The sequence below is a fragment of the Bacillus cereus group sp. BfR-BA-01383 genome (assembly GCF_022663495.1).
Lineage (GTDB): Bacteria > Bacillota > Bacilli > Bacillales > Bacillaceae_G > Bacillus_A > Bacillus_A cereus_AU.
In genome coordinates this window covers 38,293-55,327 of sequence record NZ_JAKUFP010000014.1, presented here as the reverse complement: position 1 = coordinate 55,327, position 17,035 = coordinate 38,293, and the positions used below count along the sequence as shown (strand labels likewise).

The window sequence follows — 17,035 nt, the reverse complement described above, 5'->3', positions numbered from 1 at the left end:
ATCACGTAAGGTTATATAAATAGATTACCATTCTACGTTTTTGTTCAACTTTGTCTATTATACATTGTTTTTGTATATTTAGCATCATTCACACATTAAGACGATCTACTACAACAAATATGCAATATTCCTGAATACGTATTTTTTCCAGTTGAAACAACTACAGCCTTTGCATTTCCACTAACAATATACGTACTTTTGAAACATACATTTTCCAGTTCAAGTGGATTATAATCTTTCATCCGTTTTAATGGAATAAATCGTTTACGTTCAAGATGATAGCAACTCTCAAATTTCTCTATACTCGCGTCGTTTCCCGTTAGCACAGACTCATTTACTAATAAATCATTTGCATAAATGATACGTACATCAGCTGGTACTGTATCTCCAGCTGAAAGAAAAATCATATCTCCAGGTACAAGCTCTTGTACTGGTATATCCATCATTTTCAGTTCAGTGTTTAGCCCTGTGCTACTAGAACATTCTACTCTAGACACAGTAATTTTTTCGCATTGTAATCCATCACGCACATGTTGTTTTGAAAGGCCTGGAATCATTCCGCTTAATTTCATCATTACTTCTGCAAGTAGTGCTCTTTTTGAAGTAAGTTCATTTCGGCCGTATACTTGAATACGTTTTTGCGCCTCTTTCATAGATAATCCGTCTCTTGTTGTTTTAAAATACGCAAACACAGATTTTACATCTCTTGTTGCGATTTCAATTAATAAATCTTTATTTTTTTGAAGCATTGTTTGTTCTTTCATTGATTTTTTACTTAATTTATATGACGTGTTACCCACAGTTTTGTTTGCATATAACATATTATCGTCTCCTCCTTTACAACATAGGAAGAAACGCTTTGTTTCTCGATTTATCCACTTTATCGTGAAAGTGTTTAGCGCTTAAATATATATACGCTACATTATGATAAATATAGAGGGAGGAACAAGTCGTTTCCTGCCTACATCATATAATTTTGATTTGAAGTATATGGGTAACGGAACCGAGTCAGAATTTGACATGTTCCTCACCTCCTCGTTTATTTTATAGTTATAATCTATACTATGAAATTACTCATAGATTTGTAACAAAAAAGACCCTTACTCATAAGAGAGCAAAGGTCATTACATACACAAATAAGCGATTCCTAATATAATTAGAAATCTACGGACCTCTCCCTCGTCGAGTTTTAGCACTGTATAGCATAGGTTCATTACCAGCTACGTTAAGAAAAACCTTAATTCGATCATTCCTGTTGACCCATTGGCGTCTCTCGACATTTTTGGGCAGTAGCATTTCTCTATACAGGAGCCTCACCTAACAGAGACTTATTTCATTACATAGAAAATGTTACTCTTATTTAAAATAGATGTCAACACTTTGTATGGAAACTTTTCCTTATTACAGCAGAGCCATCTCTGTTGTTAGCCTATTTTTTCATATATAGTACAAGTTAACGAACGAAAAAAACTTACGTGTAAAACGTAAGTTTTTAGTAAGTTACACAACCAGCAATTACAACACCGATTGAAAGTGATAAAAACATAAGAAATAGGCCGACTGCTTGATTATCTTCTTCGAGACTTTTATTTATATTAAAGCGTGGTGTAAGCCACTCAGCTAAATAAAAGACAATAATTTGAGCCAAAATACCAACAGCTCCCCACGAAACCATATCAAGAAGTGAAGTTGAATTAGCTGCTGTCGAATATAAAACAATAGCTAGCCCGAGTACCCTTCCTCCAAGTACATAACTTACCGCCTTGTTCCCCTGGGCCATTAGCTTAAACTCTTTTACTTTCGTTGTCACTTCCATAAGGAACAGACCGATACATAAAAGTACGAGTGATACTGCTAAGTATAGTAAAAAATTAATCATTTATTTTCCCCTTTCTTCATACCTACTGGTAAATAATACGATTCATTGCCTGTAATCTTTTCTCCAGCACGTATACCGATACTACTTGCTTTTCCAGCAATTAAAAACGCCCCAAACACATACGATAGTTTCTCCATTCCTTTTTCAGTTTCCATACATACGATCGGAAGCTCTGTATACTTTTGAAATATCGGTAATGACGTTTTATATGTTTCATGTACATTTCGACTCATAATATTCGTATCTTTATCGCGAATTGTAATTGTATCACCTTCTCTACCAAATGAAGGTTTTTGAACAAAAGAACCTTTTCCTAAAAATAAATCTGGTTCTAAATATGTAGGTAACATATATTCTTTAATCCACTGTTGTTCCTCACGTGTATAAAAAGCCTCTTCTTCTGCTAATCCCCAAATAAGACACTGAATTGATTTTGGCTGAAGTAAGAAAGCTGACAAAGGATTTATAATAAAAAGCTTTCCGGCTTTTACAAGTTGCAGCAGTTCCACACCTACTAAATCTCCTGTTTCAGGATCTTGATCCTCAACTAAATCTTCTACCGGATATGTTTGGCGATATAAAACATCAATCTGCACTCCATCCCTATCCACTAAAGCATCCTTTGTAATTCTAAGTTCTGACATTGGCACCACTTTATTTTCAACATGGCATAGCTGACTCAAATACACCGTCGTATTCCAATCCTCTATATGTTCGTGATGTGCTGTAAAAACAACATTTGGATTGTCTATTCCCTTTATTGCTTCCATTACGGCTTTTGTAACACCAGAAGAAAGTAATCGTTCTTGGCCCAAGTTTGGATCATCATAGCCTAATTCTTCACAAATTTCCCCATTCATTTGAAAGCACTCCATAATAAAAGTTGGTGTATCGCTGTTAAATTCAAGCATTTTAATTTGGTTATCACCCGTTAAGACGAAATCAAATCGTGAAATAACAGATTCAGGATACAGCCCTTTCATTCTAATGAAAGGTAAGCTCGCAGGAGGAAATCCAAGTTCAAGAAGCTGATCGTCACATAAAGTCCGCAGAAGTCTAGCAGTCTTAAAAAATATTTTCCCCATGCGTTCAGTCGCTAGTTGTAATTGTTTCATAGTGTGAACTGTTATTGGAAAAACATGAAACAAACTATACTCACATCCATACAAATCCGACCAAAAATTCGGATATTTCGAATAAAACCCTTTTCGTTCCCTTGTGTATTGCGACATATTTTAGCCTCCATATCCTCCTTTTGAACCGCTTCCAATTCCCCCTTTAAATTCCGCAGACGATTGATACGATTTAAACGCTGATGAATTTTTAAAAGTGGATTTATTTTGATAGTATTTCCCGCCATAGAAGTAATGTCCTCGATAACCTGAACTGCTATCATCACACTGCCATACCCCAAGTTCATCATCCCAATCCCAATCAGAACAACTATTATCATTCGGTTCGGGGGGAATATCTTGCGCGCAGCCAAATAAGGTTCCAGTCATTAAAGACGTTAAAACACTACCTACTAGCCATTTCGTTTTTGTCACCTTCGCACTCCCCTTTTTAAATTATATTTCTATTATATAAGAAGCCATGATAAAGTAGAAGAAAAAGGAAGAAGAGGGATAAAATGCGCTTAGAATATCGGCTCAATGATGAAACGAAAGGGTATCCTGCTTTATGGAACTACGCAAATATTTCTAACTCTGAAATCGTCGCACGCATGACTTGTGAATATTTTATTAAAGAGAAAAATACATATGTTGTTACTGCAACGTCGGTAGATCCAGACGGAACAGCAGTTATATATATTCAAAAAGAAGTTTTTGCAAATGATCCTTCAGATCCTACATACTCCCATATAGGTTTTGAAATTAGAGAACTAAGAGAAACGAGTTCAAGCATAGTTGATAGTAAAGATGTATGGAACTATGAAGAAATTTTACCATCCCTTCATTCAGATATTATATATATTCAACGAGACGGCATGCATATGGAGTTCACCTTAGATTCAAGAGAGATTGATGAAGACAGAAAGTGTTATATTTATTATGGAAACTTCACAGGTGAATCAAGATAATATCGATATTTTTATGCAACAAAAAAACCTTACGTATAAAACGTAAGGTTTTTATATAGCCCCACATATGCCGTTCTCTCTAGATGTCCATAAACCTGCTCTCACAGGTGGATGCTCTCACAAATGTTTGTAACTTCCCTCTTAAAAAGATGGCCTGTTAGCTACATTTAAATATTGAACTTCCGTATTATACTTATTGGTTTAAGACATGCATAAGCTACGTACACCGTAGGAATTGTATATAAGTTTAGTTGAAATAAGACCCCCGCACGTGCCGCTCCTCGTAAATGTCCAAAAACCCGCTACTCGCAGGTGGATGCCCTCACAGTTACCGTACATCTTCCTCCACAAGGAAGGCTTGATGATGGTCGCTAAATATTGAGCTTCCGTATAACTAACATCGGTTTTAGACATAAATAAGTTACGTACACCGCAGGATGTATTATTTACTTGTCGTTATATTATCACATTGTTTCCAATGTGTAAAATACAATCTTTTTCGAGCAATCTCTTGCTTGTGACCTTATTTTAATACAAATTATTTTCGCATGCAAGTGATTAATCTTCTTCTTTTGCAATTTGATTTTCTGGATAAGAAATCCAATCGCTCCAGCTACCTGCATACAATTTAACATTTTGGAATCCAGCTACTTTCAGTGCAAGGATATTTGGGCACGCTGTAACACCAGAACCACAATACACAATTGTTTCCTTATCTTTCGAAAGGTTTTGGAATCGCTCTTGTTGCTCAGCTTCATTTTTAAATTGTCCTGATTCTAGCACTCCATCCTTCCAAAAATAGTTTACTGCTGTCGGAATATGTCCCGCTTTATGGTCAACAAGTTCCTCTACACCAGCATAACGTCTCGGTTCTCTAGAATCAATTAACGTAACATCTACACCTGCATGGATATTTTCTCTGACCGTTTCCATCGATACAAGCATATGGTCTTGTATATTTGCTCTGAATGTTTTTCGTATAACAACAGGCACTTCCGCTGTTATATGTAATCCATTCTCTTTCCAAGCAGGAAATCCACCGTCTAATATATATACTTTCTCATGTCCTACATAACGGAGTAACCACCATAAACGAGAAGCATTTGCGCCAGCTTGACTGTCATACGCAATTACTGTCGTATGTTCATCAATACCAGCTTGCGAAAGCTTGTCTGCAAACTCTTCAATATTCGGTAATGGATGACGGCCACCATGTTCTGTTACAGGACTTGATAAATCTAAATTTAAATCAAAATATAACGCATGAGGGATATGTTCTTCCTCATACTTTTCTCTACCCCAATTAGGATTCGCTAAATCAAACCGACAATCGATTATACGGACGTTCTCATCTTCTATATGCTCACGTAACCATTCGACTGTAACAATCATCTTTAACGACCTTCTTTCTCTTGCAAACGACTTACATACTCCATAACCATATCTTTTGTAACAAATTTACGTTGCAGTGCAACGCCATTTTTTGCAAGATCATTAATTTGCTTTGTTACCGTATTAATGACATCAACCGAAAATTCTTTCCCATTTGACGCAAGAGATACGGCTGCTTCAATAGCTGCTTCACGCTGCGCATCTAATTGTAAACATGCTTTTACACTTTCATTTTGTTTACGAGAATGTGCTGTAATTGCTTTATGTACTTCCATCTTCTCTTCCCCCTAATAAATAAGTTATACTTTCTCATTCAATTCCATTGCAAGCCGAATCATATCGCGACATACAATCCCATTTTCAATAATCTCTTCTTCATAATGCTTCGAAAAGTAATCAAAATCAATAGAAAAAATACGAAATCCACATTTTTGATATAAGGCAAGCTGTGAAACACTAGAATTACCCGTACCAACTTCAAGTTTAGACATACCATATCCTTTAGCAGTTTCTACAGCATGCTTCAATAGCTTCTTTCCAATACCTTTACCTTGCATATACTCTACAACCGCAATATTCATAATTTCCATCGTCTTCGGCCTTGTTTCCAAAAGAACATATACACCGACAACTCGGTCCTCTTGCTTAGCTACATATGTTAATCCTCTTTGCACATATGTATTAATTTGCCGTTCACTCGGATCGGCAATTAACAATAAAGATTTCGGTATAGCTTCTTTCGAAATACATTCTATTACAACAGACATAAAAATTCCCCCTTCTCTATTGTTCTAAACCCTCCTTGTCTACCATAAGTAATAGAAAGGAGGGATCACCATGGACAACAATGAGAAAAAATGCAACATCATCTCTATTGATGGAAAGAAGAAGAAAAGCGACACGTACTCCTATCCAAAATTAGTAGTAGAAAACAAAACATATGAATTTTCTTCATTCGTCTTATGCGGTGAAACACCAGACGGCAGACGACTCGTTCTTACTCATATGATTTCTACTGATGAATTTGCAGGGTTTGTAAAATCTTTAGATACTGTACTACAAAAGAAAATTGAACGAATCTTTTTTTCATAACAACTATTTAACATAAATTTCTTTTTCAATTTCTACCAACTGGCTTTGCAGTTGTTCTTTACTTTGTTCATATAGGGATACATCAATCGTTTCAGCCAATGCAAATAATATACTTTCATAATAGTTCATTACATCTTGCTGCATCACTGTTTGGAATAAGTTCCATTTTACATCCCACTCTTGCTTATAATGATGAACAAATAAATCTTCTTCATCAGCTACATAATTTGATACGAACGGTTCTAATACAAATTTTGCGTCCTCTTGCATGAGAGCTTTATCATTTTTTTCAAAAAAGCTTTTCTCATTTTTGAAATGTGCTAGTGCTTTTTTGAAATCTTTTATTTCAACTGAAGGGAACGGTTCTTTATGTGTAATATCTTTATATTCATACTCCGCTGTTCCACTCATAGAAATTGATTCATTTTCTACTTTACAGTTTACTACAATTTCATCCTTTGCACGCTTCATCGCTTCATCTATCCACTTTTCAAGGCGTAATGATGTCGCACGCATTTCTTGTAATAAATCATGCTGAATAAATGCTACTAATTCCATAACGCACTGTTGCAACTGTGTTTTTACATTCCCATCTGTTCGAAGTGACGCTGGATTAATAAATTCAGTAAACACATCGTTATAGCGTAGGAATAAGCGTTGTTGCACGTAATAAAGTAATTCTTTCACTTCATTTTGCATCGCTTGTTCTTCAGCAAGCACACTATATGATGAAATGATATGAAGTAGCTGATCACGCTCTGCTTCATATTTTTTTGTTTGCTTCTCTTTTTCATCATTCCCCTGCTTTGCACCGTTTATCATATTGACAAGAAGGTGATTCGCTCCTTGTAATGCGCCATATAGAGCATGTACAGACACAAGCATTAAATCTCTCATCATAAATGACGTGAACGATTCTTCAAACTTAGCAATCCCAGAGTTTTGTAAAATACCGTACTTCTCTTTTTCTATATTCTTTCCTTGTTTCTCTTCAAGCGCACATAAACTTGAAATTGCAAATAAACGCGGATTTCTAATACCGTATTGCAGTAGCTGATCTGCAATATAACCTTTTACCATTTCAAGTTCTTCTTCAGACTCTGCTAAATCGGCCGCATTTATTAGGAAGAACATTTTATCAAGAGCAAAAGTATCTTTTACACGTCCGAGCTGAATTAAAAATTCACGGTCAGCACGAGAGAACACATGGTTATAATATGTTACGAATAGAATAGCATCTGCATTTTTAATATATTGGAAGGCAACGTCCGTATGACGGGCGTTAATAGAATCAGCCCCTGGCGTGTCTACAAGTGCTACCCCCTGCCTTGTTAAAGCACAATCATAATAAAGCTCCATATACTCAACAAAACATGATTTCTCCTCATTCGCTACATAATCAGAGAACTCTTCTAATGTAACTTGTACTTGTTCCCCTAAATGAGTAGAAACTGCATCATATCCTTTTTGTACCGCTCGTAAAAAGCTAAATGTTGTTTTTTGCTTCCCGCTTGGTGACGGATATTTTATAATTTTTTCGATTTGCGATAACGCTTCATCTAACGTAGTAATTTCATAATGAAACAGCTTATAAACAGCTTTCATATCTTCTAATAGTGCCTGTGTTGATTTAAACTGAACAATTACTGTTCCGTGTGGTTTTTCCTCTGTGACCGGCAAAATTTGATTAATTGTTGCCGTCGTCGGATTCGGTGATACAGGAAGCACCTTATCACCTAGCAATGCGTTGGCAAATGATGATTTCCCCGCACTAAAAGCTCCGAATAATGCTACTGTAAATTGTTTCGTTTCCACCCGGCGTCTTTTTTCTATTACCTCTTGCTGTACGTGCTTCAGTGCAGGCAATGGTTCTAATAGTGTTTCAGCTTTTTTTACTTTTTCTAGTATACGTTGAATATTTAATACTGCCGTTCCTTTCAGCTCTTCCTCACGAGCCATTACGTTACCACTTACGACTTCTTGCTCTTGTAGTGTGAATTTCTCACTAACAATTTGTTTTTTATTTTGTAATATCTCATCTATTTGCAATCCTTCTGGTGTATCAATATGATCATGCCAAATGTTTTGTAAATAACCCTCATATTCCTCAAAATCATTACTGTATTGAACTTGCGTTTCTTTCGCCGTTTGCACCATCGTGTATGTTTCAATTTCTTCTTCAATACGAGCAACGGCTACCTTCACCTTTTGCTTTAAAACTACCGCACTCTTATCAAAAATTTGCTGTGCTTTTATAAAATAACGCTTCTTCAGTTCATTCGCTACATCCGCTGTATAAAGAAGTAAGTAATCACCAGTGAAACCTGCGCCTTGTTTAATTACTTCAGCCAACATTTCTGTTCCAAAAGCAATCTCTAAAGCATATATGTCTTTTCCAATTTCCTCTGTGAACAATCCTTCTTCTTTTAAGAAAGCTACAATAAATTCTTTCACATGAAAATCAAGTTGCGTTTCAACAGTCTTTTGCAAAGCAGAATAAAATGCTTCTAAACGTCTCTGTTTTTCTTGCTCCGTTTTCCCTTTCGCAAATAACAAACCAACTTTAAATTTCGTTAATTTCGTTTCTAAATACGCATTTGCCATTTCTCTCATTTCAAATGGCATTAAATACGCGTTATCTAATATAGCTTGCAAACCTTTTATAAATTCGTTTCTCACATGAGATTCTTTACCAGCCTCACGATTTTTAGTTTCAGTTAGCTCTTCCTTTTTTTCAACTACCTCTGCAATCGAAAACGGTGATGCTAACTCTTCCTCATACTTCATCAAATCCTTTTCATTCTCAGAAAGAATAAACGAGAAATGTTCTTGCATTAAGTATTCTGTTTCCCTCTCCATTCCATTTCTTACATTCTGTTCTTTTTCTTCCATAATAGAAGTAATTAACGTTTCTAAGGTTCCAATTTCATTATGTGGATGGTTCATCATTCGTAATGATGTATAATAAACGCCATCCACCTCAATATCCCAGTTAGAGAACGATTGTTTCACACTATCCTTATAATTCTCAAACGATAATTCATTTTCTTTATGTTTATCTATTTGGTTTACAACGAGATAAACCGTTTTATTACGTTGTTTCAATTCTTTAACAAATTGCAAATTCACTTCCGATTGGACGTGGTTATAATCCATCATATAAAAAATTACGTCTGCTAAATGAAGTGTCGATTCTGTTGCTAGTTGATGTGCATCATCTGTTGAATCAATCCCTGGTGTATCAACTAACATAACCCCTTCAGGAATTGGCGCATCATTACGATAAATATGAACACCAATTACTTCATCACCGTCTTTACAAATCTGTTTTAATTCTTCAGCTGAATATGCACCGTCATACTCGTACTGTTCTCCAGATTTAACCGTTACAACAACACGATCCATTCCTTTTTCAATTTTGACGACGTTAGCACTCGTCGGAATCGGACTTGTTGGTAATAGCTGCGCTTTATATAGATGATTCATCATCGTTGATTTCCCTGCAGAGAAGTGACCGCAGAACGCTATCATAAGCTGTTCTTGTTTATATTTTTGAATTACTTCAAACAACTTTAAGCTATTCTCTGCATCGCCGTGTTTTTGCCATTCTTCATAAAAACAAACAAGTTTTTTCATACCGTTTGTCTGTACTATGTTTGTCATCCCCTTGTTCCCCTTTATCCAAGATGTATATACTTTATCCCGCTATTTGCAAACTAATAATCAGTAAGAGATGAACCTCCCTTCTGATTACAGTTTCACTTTACTATCATACTAAATTTTCAGCATATTCTCATTAAAAATAAAAAATCCCTTTCATTCTTTTTACAAATGAAAGGGATTTTATGTCATATCATTCATTTTGCTGTTCCTACTCCATTTAAAACATACTTCGCAATAACCGCATATACAGCGACCGTACCTGCTACTAATGCATATACCATACTCACGCACCAACCTTTTTTTGATAATGATTATCACTTTTGAATATATTTTATCATTAAAGAGAATCATTATCAACACCTTTCATAAAGAAAGCCCCTTACGAGAAGGAGCTTTACTGCCTGTTTTGAAGAAGTTTAAAACTTGCTGTGCATTCTTATTATATCTCATAATGCCTATCTTAACAGTTTAAAAAAATGGAAATATACCCTATACCCTCCATCTTACATTTTGTATAATAAAAGGGAATTACTTAACAAGGAGGAAAATAATGACACAAAATCTCACACAAGGCGAGAGGATACACTCCATCGACATTATTAGAGGAATAGCTGTACTAGGTATTTTTCTTGTTAACTGGCCCGTTATCGCCGGGGTTGACTCACGTGATATTTCAGGAATTTATGAAGGAATAGACAGCTACATTCGCCTATTTTACGATATGTTTATTCAAACGAAATTTTATACCATTTTTTCGTTTTTATTCGGATTAGGTTTTTATATTTTTATGAATCGTGCTGAGGCGAAAACAGATCGTCCAAAAACTTTATTTGTTCGTCGCTTGCTTATTTTATTATTATTTGGTTTCTTGCATTACGTTCTTTTATGGGACGGAGACATTTTACATAGTTATGCAATCGCTGGATTTTTCTTATTTTTATTTTATAAGAGAGAGCCACGTACTATTTTAATATGGGCAATCGTTTTATTAAGTATTTTTCAGTTTTTCATGCTAATCGGTGGTATCGCTATTGCATTCGTTCCAAAGGCAGAATTAGAATTTTCCTTACCTATCATGCCACTTGAAGACTGGGTGTCACAAATACAAAATCGTTTCCATGCATTTTATGCTGATGGAATTGGACTAAACGCATTCATGCTCCCAGAAACAGTTGGGCTATTTTTACTTGGTTTATACGCCGGCAAAAAGGATATTTTCCGCCGCGCGAAAGAGTTAGATCCAAAGCTTAAAAAATGGCAAATTATTATGTTCATTTTAACATTACCAATGTGGTTCTTCATGGTCCGTTATTTCTTATCAAAACCATCTTATGAACCAATTTATATGCAGGTCTTTACAATGTTTAGCGGAAAAACATTATTCATCTTCTACATTTTCACGCTAATACGTTTATTACAAAAAGAAAAATGGCAAAACTTATTACGCCCATTCCAATACGTTGGACGAATGGCGTTAACGAATTACATCTCCCATACAATTGTTACATTACTTGTATTCGGACTACTATTCAAAAATGATTATCTTGCTCCATTATGGATAGGACCACTATTCTGCATCGGTTTCTATACATTGCAAATTTTTATGAGCCGCTGGTGGCTTTCACGTTATCAATACGGGCCACTTGAGTATATATGGCGCCTTGGTACATATGGAAAGATGATGCCAATTAAAAAGAAAAGCAAGGTCTCATAATGAGACCTTGCTTTTCTATGCTTCTCTTACTGCACTTTGCATCGGAACTGGTTCTTCTTTTACTTTCACTTTTCGCTGCGGCACCATATTAAACACGATATTTAACAATACTGCTGACGCACTTCCAAGTACAATTCCGTTATCAGTTAAAATACGAATGTTTTCAGGAAGCTGTGAGAATAACGTTGGAACGACTGTAACACCAAGTCCGATTCCGACAGAACATGCTACAATTAATAAGTTTTCTTGTTTACCAAAATCAACGCTACTTAACATTTTAATACCATAAGCCATAACCATACCAAACATTGCTAGCATAGCACCGCCAAGTACTGATTTCGGAATGATTGTTGTAATAGCTGCGATTTTAGGAATAAATCCAAGCACGATTAACATACCACCGCAAGTATAAATAATAACGCGATTTCTTACTCCAGTTAATTGAACAAGCCCTACGTTTTGAGAATACGTTGTATATGGAAATGCGTTAAAAATACCACCTAACACCATCGCTAAACCTTCTGCACGATAGCCTTTTGTTAATTCCTTTTCACCAATCTTTTTATTGCAAATATCAGATAATGCAAAGTATACACCTGTTGCTTCTACAATCCCTACACAAGCAACAAGAATCATCGTAATAATTGGCGTTAATTCAAATGTCGGTGTACCGAAGTAAAATGGCTGAATACCGTGGAACCAATCAGCCTCTCCAACCGCTTGCAAATTTACTTTCCCCATAAAAGCTGCAACGATTGTACCGAACAAAAGTCCTAGTAAAATAGAGATTGAACGGATAAATCCGTCAAAGAAACGATACATAATGATAATAAACAATAATACTCCAAATGCTAACGCTAAGTTTTCAAGACTTCCGAAATCTTTGCTTCCTACTCCTCCAGCCATATCATTAATCGCTGCTGGAACAAGTGTAACTCCAATTACTGTAACAACAGATCCTGTTACAACAGGCGGGAAAAGCTTTACAAGTTTCCCGAATAGCTTTGCAAAAATAACAACGAATAATCCAGCAGCAATAATCGCTCCATATATGGAAGACACGCCGTATTGTTTGCCGATTGCAATCATCGGCCCAACCGCTGTAAATGTACAACCAAGTACAACAGGAAGTCCAATACCGAAAAAGCGATTTGATAATGCTTGTAAAATTGTCGCAACGCCGCACATTAATAAATCAATTGAGACTAAATATGTTAATTCTTTTTGGTTTAAACCAAGTCCGCCGCCGACAATAAGCGGAACGATAATTGCACCCGCATACATAGCAAGCATATGCTGTATACCAAGCGATGCGATTTTAAATGGATGTTGCTTCATCGTTTATTTCACCTCCGCAGTTTCTTGCTGTACAAATGTAACTGTGCCGTTATCAAGTGATGCAATTTCTGCTAGTGATTCAACACGAACGCCTTGTTCACGAAGCTTCTTTCCTCCATCTTGAAATGCTTTTTCAATAACAATCCCAATTCCAGCAATACTTGCTCCTGCTTGCTCTACTAAACTCATTAAGCCTAAAGCAGCTTGGCCGTTTGCTAAAAAGTCATCAATGATTAAAACGCGATCACTTTCATCGATATGATTTCGAGATAATGAAATTTCATTCGTTTCTTGTTTTGTAAATGAATATACGTTTGCAACATACATATTATCTTGTAACGTTAACGATTTACGTTTTCTTGCAAAGATTACTTTTACACCAAGCTCTAATGCAGCCATAACCGCTGGTGCAATGCCTGAAGATTCAATCGTCACGATTTTTGTAATGTTATCTTCTTTAAAACGTTTAGCAAATTCTTTTCCAATCTCTTGCATAAGTACTGGATCAATTTGGTGATTTAAAAACGCATCTACCTTTAATACATCACCAGATAAAACCTTTCCTTCGTTCAAAATCTTTTCTTGTAATACTTTCATGTTTGTTCCCCCTCTTATGCAATAAAAAAACTCCAAAAGCCGCCACCACTCGTTACAAGTGAGAGACGCGCTTTTGGAGTTTCGCAAAAAAGAATGCTAAACAAGCAAATATATTCGTCCTCACTCATAGTCAAAGTATTTACGGTACTTCGGTAGAAACTTGCAGGCCATATCCCCGCGATTATATGAGTGTAGCTAACTATTTATTTTATAGAAGGATTATAACGTACTTTTTATATTTTGAAAAGCATTTATATGAAAAACACGTACAAATTTCATAAAAACAGTATTTTCGTTCGAGTTTTGTAAACTCTTACATTTCATATTAAAGCGTCGTTAAAATGAATGGTCCAGCTTTTGTAATCGCAATTGTATGCTCATATTGAGCTGATAATTTCCCGTCCATCGTCCGCGCAGTCCATCCATTTAAATCAACTTTAGAATATCGCATCCCTACATTTACAATCGGCTCAATTGTAATTACCATGCCTTCTTGTAACTGAGGTCCTTGTCCTGGCTTTCCAAAATGGAAAATTGCTGGTTCTTCATGAATCTCTTTCCCAATCCCATGCCCCGTAAAGTCTCTTGCAACAGAAAAACCTTCAGAAGCTACATAACTTTCAATTGCATAGCCAATATCCCCTACATAGTTACCGATTATGGCCTGATCAACCCCTTTATACAAAGCGCTTTCAGCTACTAACAATAACTTTTTTTCTTCATCAGAACTATCTCCCACTACATACGTCCATGCAGAATCTGAGAGACCACCATTTAAGTTTACTACCATATCAATTGTCACAATATCTCCCTCATTTAAAGGAACATCCGTTGGAAACCCATGACACATTTCGTCGTTTACAGATGCACATATTGCGTATGGATATCCGTTGTAACCTTTCTGCTCGGACGTTGCACCATGCTTTTCTAAATACGTTTCAACAAACGTTTCAATTTCTTGTGTCGCTATTCCTGGTTTTATCATTTTCGCAATTTCTCTATGACATGAAGCAAGTAATTTCCCAGATTCATGCATCAAATCTATTTCATTTTTCGTTTTAATTGTAATCATGCTACCTCTCCTTACTAAACTTGCTATTTGCTACTAAAATTCAATCATACACATCCTCTTCCAAAATTTCAAAACTTCTAATTACAACAAGTATCATTTATTTCTAGGTCAAAATAAAAAACAGAAGAGCCATTCTGTTTTTTAATCATTCTTACATATATAATTCATTTTCAAAAATTCAAAACAACTGCCATTTGTTTTCTGTATAAACGTTCCAACTGCTTCGAATCCTACTTTTTTATATACTTTGATTGCCCTTTTATTAAATGCTGCTACTGATAATGTTATATAGTCACAGTTATAGTTTTCTTTACTAAAATCTAATCCGGCTTTTACGAACTGTAAACCTAATCCATTGCCTGTTATATTAGGTCTCATTCCAAGCCCTATATCGATCGTTCGGTTATTTATTTTACAAAAGCTAAAGAACCCAATGAGAGTACCATTTCCCTTCACAGCAAATGTATCATCTCCTCTACTCTCATCATCTAAAAACTCAGCTAAGTCTTCTTGATCTGCCTCTATATCATAAAAGGAATATTCCCCTTCGTAATGCCAGTTATGTGCTATTTCCTCCGCTTCTTCTTGCGTCATTACTGTATATGTATAATTCATTCTCCTATCTCCTTTAACAAAAAGAGCTGCAATTAAGCAGCTCTTTTACAACTCATAAATCTCTTTATATTTCGCTTCTAAATAATCTGCTAAGTAGTTTGCGTTTAGTCCTTCACCTGTTACATCTTCTAAAATTTCAAGTGGTTTTTTCGTTTTACCATATTGGTGAATATTTTCTGTTAACCATTCACGAATTGGTGTTACGTTTCCTTCTTCTAATAATGCATCAAAGTTTGGAATATCCGTTAGCATCCTTTGTTTAAATTGCGCTGCATACATATAACCAAGCGCATAAGATGGGAAGTATCCAAATGAACCGCCAGCCCAGTGAACATCTTGCAATACACCTTGTGCATCATTTTCTGGACGAATTCCTAAATATGCTTCCATCTTATCATTCCAAGCTGTTGGTAAGTCCCTCACTTGTAATGTGCCATCAAATAATTCTTTCTCCAGCTCATAGCGAACCATAACATGAAGCGGATATGTAAGTTCATCTGCTTCTATACGAATGAATGATGGTTTCGATTCGTTAATTGCATCGTAAAACTCATTCACTGATATATCGTCAAATTGACCATCGCTATACTCTTTTAATAAATCATAATTTTTCTTCCAGAATGATTTATTACGGCCAATAAAGTTCTCAAAGAATAATGATTGTGATTCGTGAATACCCATAGATGTGCCACTGCAAAGTGGTGTACCTTCAAATTGTTCTGCAATATTTTGTTCATATACAGCATGACCACATTCATGAATTGTTCCAAACACGGCCATCCGGAAATCTTTTTCATCATAGCGTGTCGTAATACGAACATCCCCTCTATTTAATGTAATTTCGAAAGGATGTACTGTTTCATCAAGACGACCTGCTTCAAAGTCATAATTCAATTGCTTTAATAGCTCTAATGTAAAGTTCTTTTGTTTTTCTTTTGAAAAACGTTCAGCTAAAGCATTTGTTTTTAATTCTTTTTTAGACTCAGAAATTTCTTTCACAAGCGGAACGATACGCTCACGAAGTTGACCAAATACATGATCTAATACTTCTACTGTGATTCCTGGCTCATACATGTCTAATAATGTATTATATTTATATGTTTCGTAACCCCAATATGTAATAAATTTCTTTTTGAATTCAACAATTTTCTCTAAATACGGACGGAACATTTCGAAATCAGATTTTTCGCGTGCTTCTTCCCACACACTTTCCGCTTTCGCTTCTAATTTCACATATGCTTCATATTCCGCTTGTGGAATTTTCTTATTTCTATCATATTCTTTACGACATTCTTCAACCATTTTCTTCGTCGTTTCAGAAAGTTTATCTTCACGTATTAAAGCTTCAAGCTCTGTTAAATAGTTTCCCATCTCATCTGAAGTCGACATTACAAACACTTCTGATGAAAGCATGCCGATTACTTCTGAACGCTGGTCCACACCTTTTTTAGGCGCACCTGTTCTTAAGTCCCAAAACATTAAGCTTAATGCTTCTCCGTAATTCTCTATCTTCTTCACATATGTTAAAAATTGTTTTTCTACTTCATATGTAACAACTGTCATAGTATAAAAAACCTCCTTTTTCTACCTCAA

General features: G+C 35.6%; 16 protein-coding genes, 2 other RNA genes and 2 riboswitches. Of the genes, 3 read left to right on the top strand and 15 right to left on the bottom strand.

All coding sequences use genetic code 11. The annotated features are described in order from the left end of the window. Nucleotides 1-95 precede the first annotated feature (95 nt). From MR065_RS15030 to MR065_RS15015, 4 genes are all read right to left on the bottom strand, one after another. Nucleotides 96-821 (bottom strand): P-type ATPase actuator domain-containing protein, encoded by a 726-nt coding sequence (locus tag MR065_RS15030; protein ID WP_242214202.1) that lies wholly within the window; start codon nt 819-821, stop codon nt 96-98. Nucleotides 822-1,166: 345 nt separating this feature from the next. After that, nucleotides 1,167-1,332, bottom strand: a riboswitch (M-box (ykoK) riboswitch). A 160-nt stretch (nt 1,333-1,492) separates the two neighbouring features. Next, entirely contained in the window at nt 1,493-1,879 is a 387-nt protein-coding gene (locus MR065_RS15025; RefSeq protein ID WP_097902257.1) for a DUF350 domain-containing protein, read from the bottom strand. After that, nucleotides 1,876-3,111 carry a glutathionylspermidine synthase family protein gene (locus MR065_RS15020; RefSeq protein ID WP_242214201.1) on the bottom strand — a complete coding sequence of 412 codons (1,236 nt, stop codon included), beginning with the start codon at nt 3,109-3,111 and terminating at the stop codon, nt 1,876-1,878. Before MR065_RS15020 ends, MR065_RS15025 begins: the two co-directional genes overlap by 4 nt. Before the next feature lie 3 nt (nt 3,112-3,114). Continuing rightward, entirely contained in the window at nt 3,115-3,426 is a 312-nt protein-coding gene (locus tag MR065_RS15015) for a hypothetical protein (RefSeq protein WP_097902259.1), read from the bottom strand. Between the two features lie 83 nt (nt 3,427-3,509). Here MR065_RS15015 and MR065_RS15010 point away from each other — a divergent pair, with 83 nt between their 5' ends. Continuing rightward, complete coding sequence (locus MR065_RS15010) at nt 3,510-3,959, top strand: hypothetical protein (RefSeq protein WP_097902260.1); 450 nt, start codon at nt 3,510-3,512, stop codon at nt 3,957-3,959. A 54-nt stretch (nt 3,960-4,013) separates the two neighbouring features. Here MR065_RS15010 and ssrS (MR065_RS15005) read toward each other — a convergent pair. The 5 genes from ssrS (MR065_RS15005) to MR065_RS14985 all read right to left on the bottom strand — a co-directional run bounded on the left by ssrS (MR065_RS15005) (nt 4,014) and on the right by MR065_RS14985 (nt 6,118). Beyond that, nucleotides 4,014-4,197, bottom strand: a non-coding RNA gene (gene ssrS, locus MR065_RS15005) — 6S RNA. 21 nt (nt 4,198-4,218) lie between these two features. After that, nucleotides 4,219-4,401, bottom strand: a non-coding RNA gene (gene ssrS, locus MR065_RS15000) — 6S RNA. A gap of 116 nt (nt 4,402-4,517) precedes the next feature. Continuing rightward, the gene (locus MR065_RS14995; protein WP_242214200.1) at nt 4,518-5,351 is read right to left on the bottom strand and encodes a sulfurtransferase; all 834 of its coding nucleotides are present in this window, start codon (nt 5,349-5,351) and stop codon (nt 4,518-4,520) included. A gap of 2 nt (nt 5,352-5,353) precedes the next feature. After that, nucleotides 5,354-5,626, bottom strand: a complete 273-nt coding sequence (locus MR065_RS14990) for a YpbS family protein (RefSeq protein ID WP_242214199.1) — start codon at nt 5,624-5,626, stop codon at nt 5,354-5,356. 24 nt (nt 5,627-5,650) lie between these two features. Continuing rightward, nucleotides 5,651-6,118: a GNAT family N-acetyltransferase gene (locus tag MR065_RS14985; protein ID WP_242214198.1), complete on the bottom strand. Its 468-nt coding sequence runs from the start codon at nt 6,116-6,118 to the stop codon at nt 5,651-5,653. A 70-nt stretch (nt 6,119-6,188) separates the two neighbouring features. Between MR065_RS14985 and MR065_RS14980 the strand changes: the two genes are divergently transcribed. After that, a complete protein-coding gene (locus tag MR065_RS14980) occupies nt 6,189-6,443 on the top strand; it encodes a DUF3931 domain-containing protein (RefSeq protein WP_097902264.1) in 255 nt (84 codons plus the stop codon). A 3-nt stretch (nt 6,444-6,446) separates the two neighbouring features. On the opposite strand, the gene MR065_RS14975 is transcribed toward MR065_RS14980, so the two are convergent. Beyond that, a complete protein-coding gene (locus tag MR065_RS14975) occupies nt 6,447-10,106 on the bottom strand; it encodes a dynamin family protein (RefSeq protein ID WP_242214197.1) in 3,660 nt (1,219 codons plus the stop codon). Between the two features lie 550 nt (nt 10,107-10,656). Between MR065_RS14975 and MR065_RS14970 the strand changes: the two genes are divergently transcribed. After that, the gene (locus MR065_RS14970; protein ID WP_242214196.1) at nt 10,657-11,820 is read left to right on the top strand and encodes a DUF418 domain-containing protein; all 1,164 of its coding nucleotides are present in this window, start codon (nt 10,657-10,659) and stop codon (nt 11,818-11,820) included. Nucleotides 11,821-11,835: 15 nt separating this feature from the next. Here the strand turns inward: MR065_RS14970 and pbuX are convergent, their stop codons facing one another. The 5 genes from pbuX to ypwA form a co-directional block, all read right to left on the bottom strand. After that, nucleotides 11,836-13,158, bottom strand: coding sequence for a xanthine permease PbuX (pbuX, locus tag MR065_RS14965; protein WP_098989157.1), 1,323 nt, complete (start codon nt 13,156-13,158; stop codon nt 11,836-11,838). Between the two features lie 3 nt (nt 13,159-13,161). Next, complete coding sequence (locus tag MR065_RS14960) at nt 13,162-13,755, bottom strand: xanthine phosphoribosyltransferase (protein ID WP_097902268.1); 594 nt, start codon at nt 13,753-13,755, stop codon at nt 13,162-13,164. 107 nt (nt 13,756-13,862) lie between these two features. Further along, a riboswitch (purine riboswitch) is annotated at nt 13,863-13,964 on the bottom strand. Nucleotides 13,965-14,080: 116 nt separating this feature from the next. Then, nucleotides 14,081-14,827 carry a type I methionyl aminopeptidase gene (locus tag MR065_RS14955; RefSeq protein WP_242214195.1) on the bottom strand — a complete coding sequence of 249 codons (747 nt, stop codon included), beginning with the start codon at nt 14,825-14,827 and terminating at the stop codon, nt 14,081-14,083. A 141-nt stretch (nt 14,828-14,968) separates the two neighbouring features. After that, on the bottom strand, nt 14,969-15,442 hold the full coding sequence (locus MR065_RS14950) for a GNAT family N-acetyltransferase (protein WP_242214194.1): 474 nt from the start codon (nt 15,440-15,442) through the stop codon (nt 14,969-14,971). 45 nt (nt 15,443-15,487) lie between these two features. After that, entirely contained in the window at nt 15,488-17,005 is a 1,518-nt protein-coding gene (gene ypwA / locus MR065_RS14945) for a carboxypeptidase M32 (RefSeq protein ID WP_242214193.1), read from the bottom strand. Nucleotides 17,006-17,035: the final 30 nt, after the last annotated feature.

What these genes read in the sequence shown, in the direction of transcription:
- MR065_RS14990 (WP_242214199.1), bottom strand. Translation starts at nt 5,626, where the DNA reads ATGGAAGTACATAAAGCAATTACAGCACATTCTCGTAAACAAAATGAA.
- pbuX (WP_098989157.1), bottom strand. Translation starts at nt 13,158, where the DNA reads ATGAAGCAACATCCATTTAAAATCGCATCGCTTGGTATACAGCATATG.
- MR065_RS14995 (WP_242214200.1), bottom strand. Translation starts at nt 5,351, where the DNA reads ATGATTGTTACAGTCGAATGGTTACGTGAGCATATAGAAGATGAGAAC.
- MR065_RS15020 (WP_242214201.1), bottom strand. Translation starts at nt 3,111, where the DNA reads ATGTCGCAATACACAAGGGAACGAAAAGGGTTTTATTCGAAATATCCG.
- MR065_RS14970 (WP_242214196.1), top strand. Translation starts at nt 10,657, where the DNA reads ATGACACAAAATCTCACACAAGGCGAGAGGATACACTCCATCGACATT.
- MR065_RS14950 (WP_242214194.1), bottom strand. Translation starts at nt 15,442, where the DNA reads ATGAATTATACATATACAGTAATGACGCAAGAAGAAGCGGAGGAAATA.
- MR065_RS15025 (WP_097902257.1), bottom strand. Translation starts at nt 1,879, where the DNA reads ATGATTAATTTTTTACTATACTTAGCAGTATCACTCGTACTTTTATGT.
- MR065_RS14960 (WP_097902268.1), bottom strand. Translation starts at nt 13,755, where the DNA reads ATGAAAGTATTACAAGAAAAGATTTTGAACGAAGGAAAGGTTTTATCT.
- MR065_RS15030 (WP_242214202.1), bottom strand. Translation starts at nt 821, where the DNA reads ATGTTATATGCAAACAAAACTGTGGGTAACACGTCATATAAATTAAGT.
- MR065_RS14975 (WP_242214197.1), bottom strand. Translation starts at nt 10,106, where the DNA reads ATGACAAACATAGTACAGACAAACGGTATGAAAAAACTTGTTTGTTTT.
- MR065_RS15010 (WP_097902260.1), top strand. Translation starts at nt 3,510, where the DNA reads ATGCGCTTAGAATATCGGCTCAATGATGAAACGAAAGGGTATCCTGCT.
- MR065_RS14980 (WP_097902264.1), top strand. Translation starts at nt 6,189, where the DNA reads ATGGACAACAATGAGAAAAAATGCAACATCATCTCTATTGATGGAAAG.
- ypwA (WP_242214193.1), bottom strand. Translation starts at nt 17,005, where the DNA reads ATGACAGTTGTTACATATGAAGTAGAAAAACAATTTTTAACATATGTG.
- MR065_RS14985 (WP_242214198.1), bottom strand. Translation starts at nt 6,118, where the DNA reads ATGTCTGTTGTAATAGAATGTATTTCGAAAGAAGCTATACCGAAATCT.
- MR065_RS14955 (WP_242214195.1), bottom strand. Translation starts at nt 14,827, where the DNA reads ATGATTACAATTAAAACGAAAAATGAAATAGATTTGATGCATGAATCT.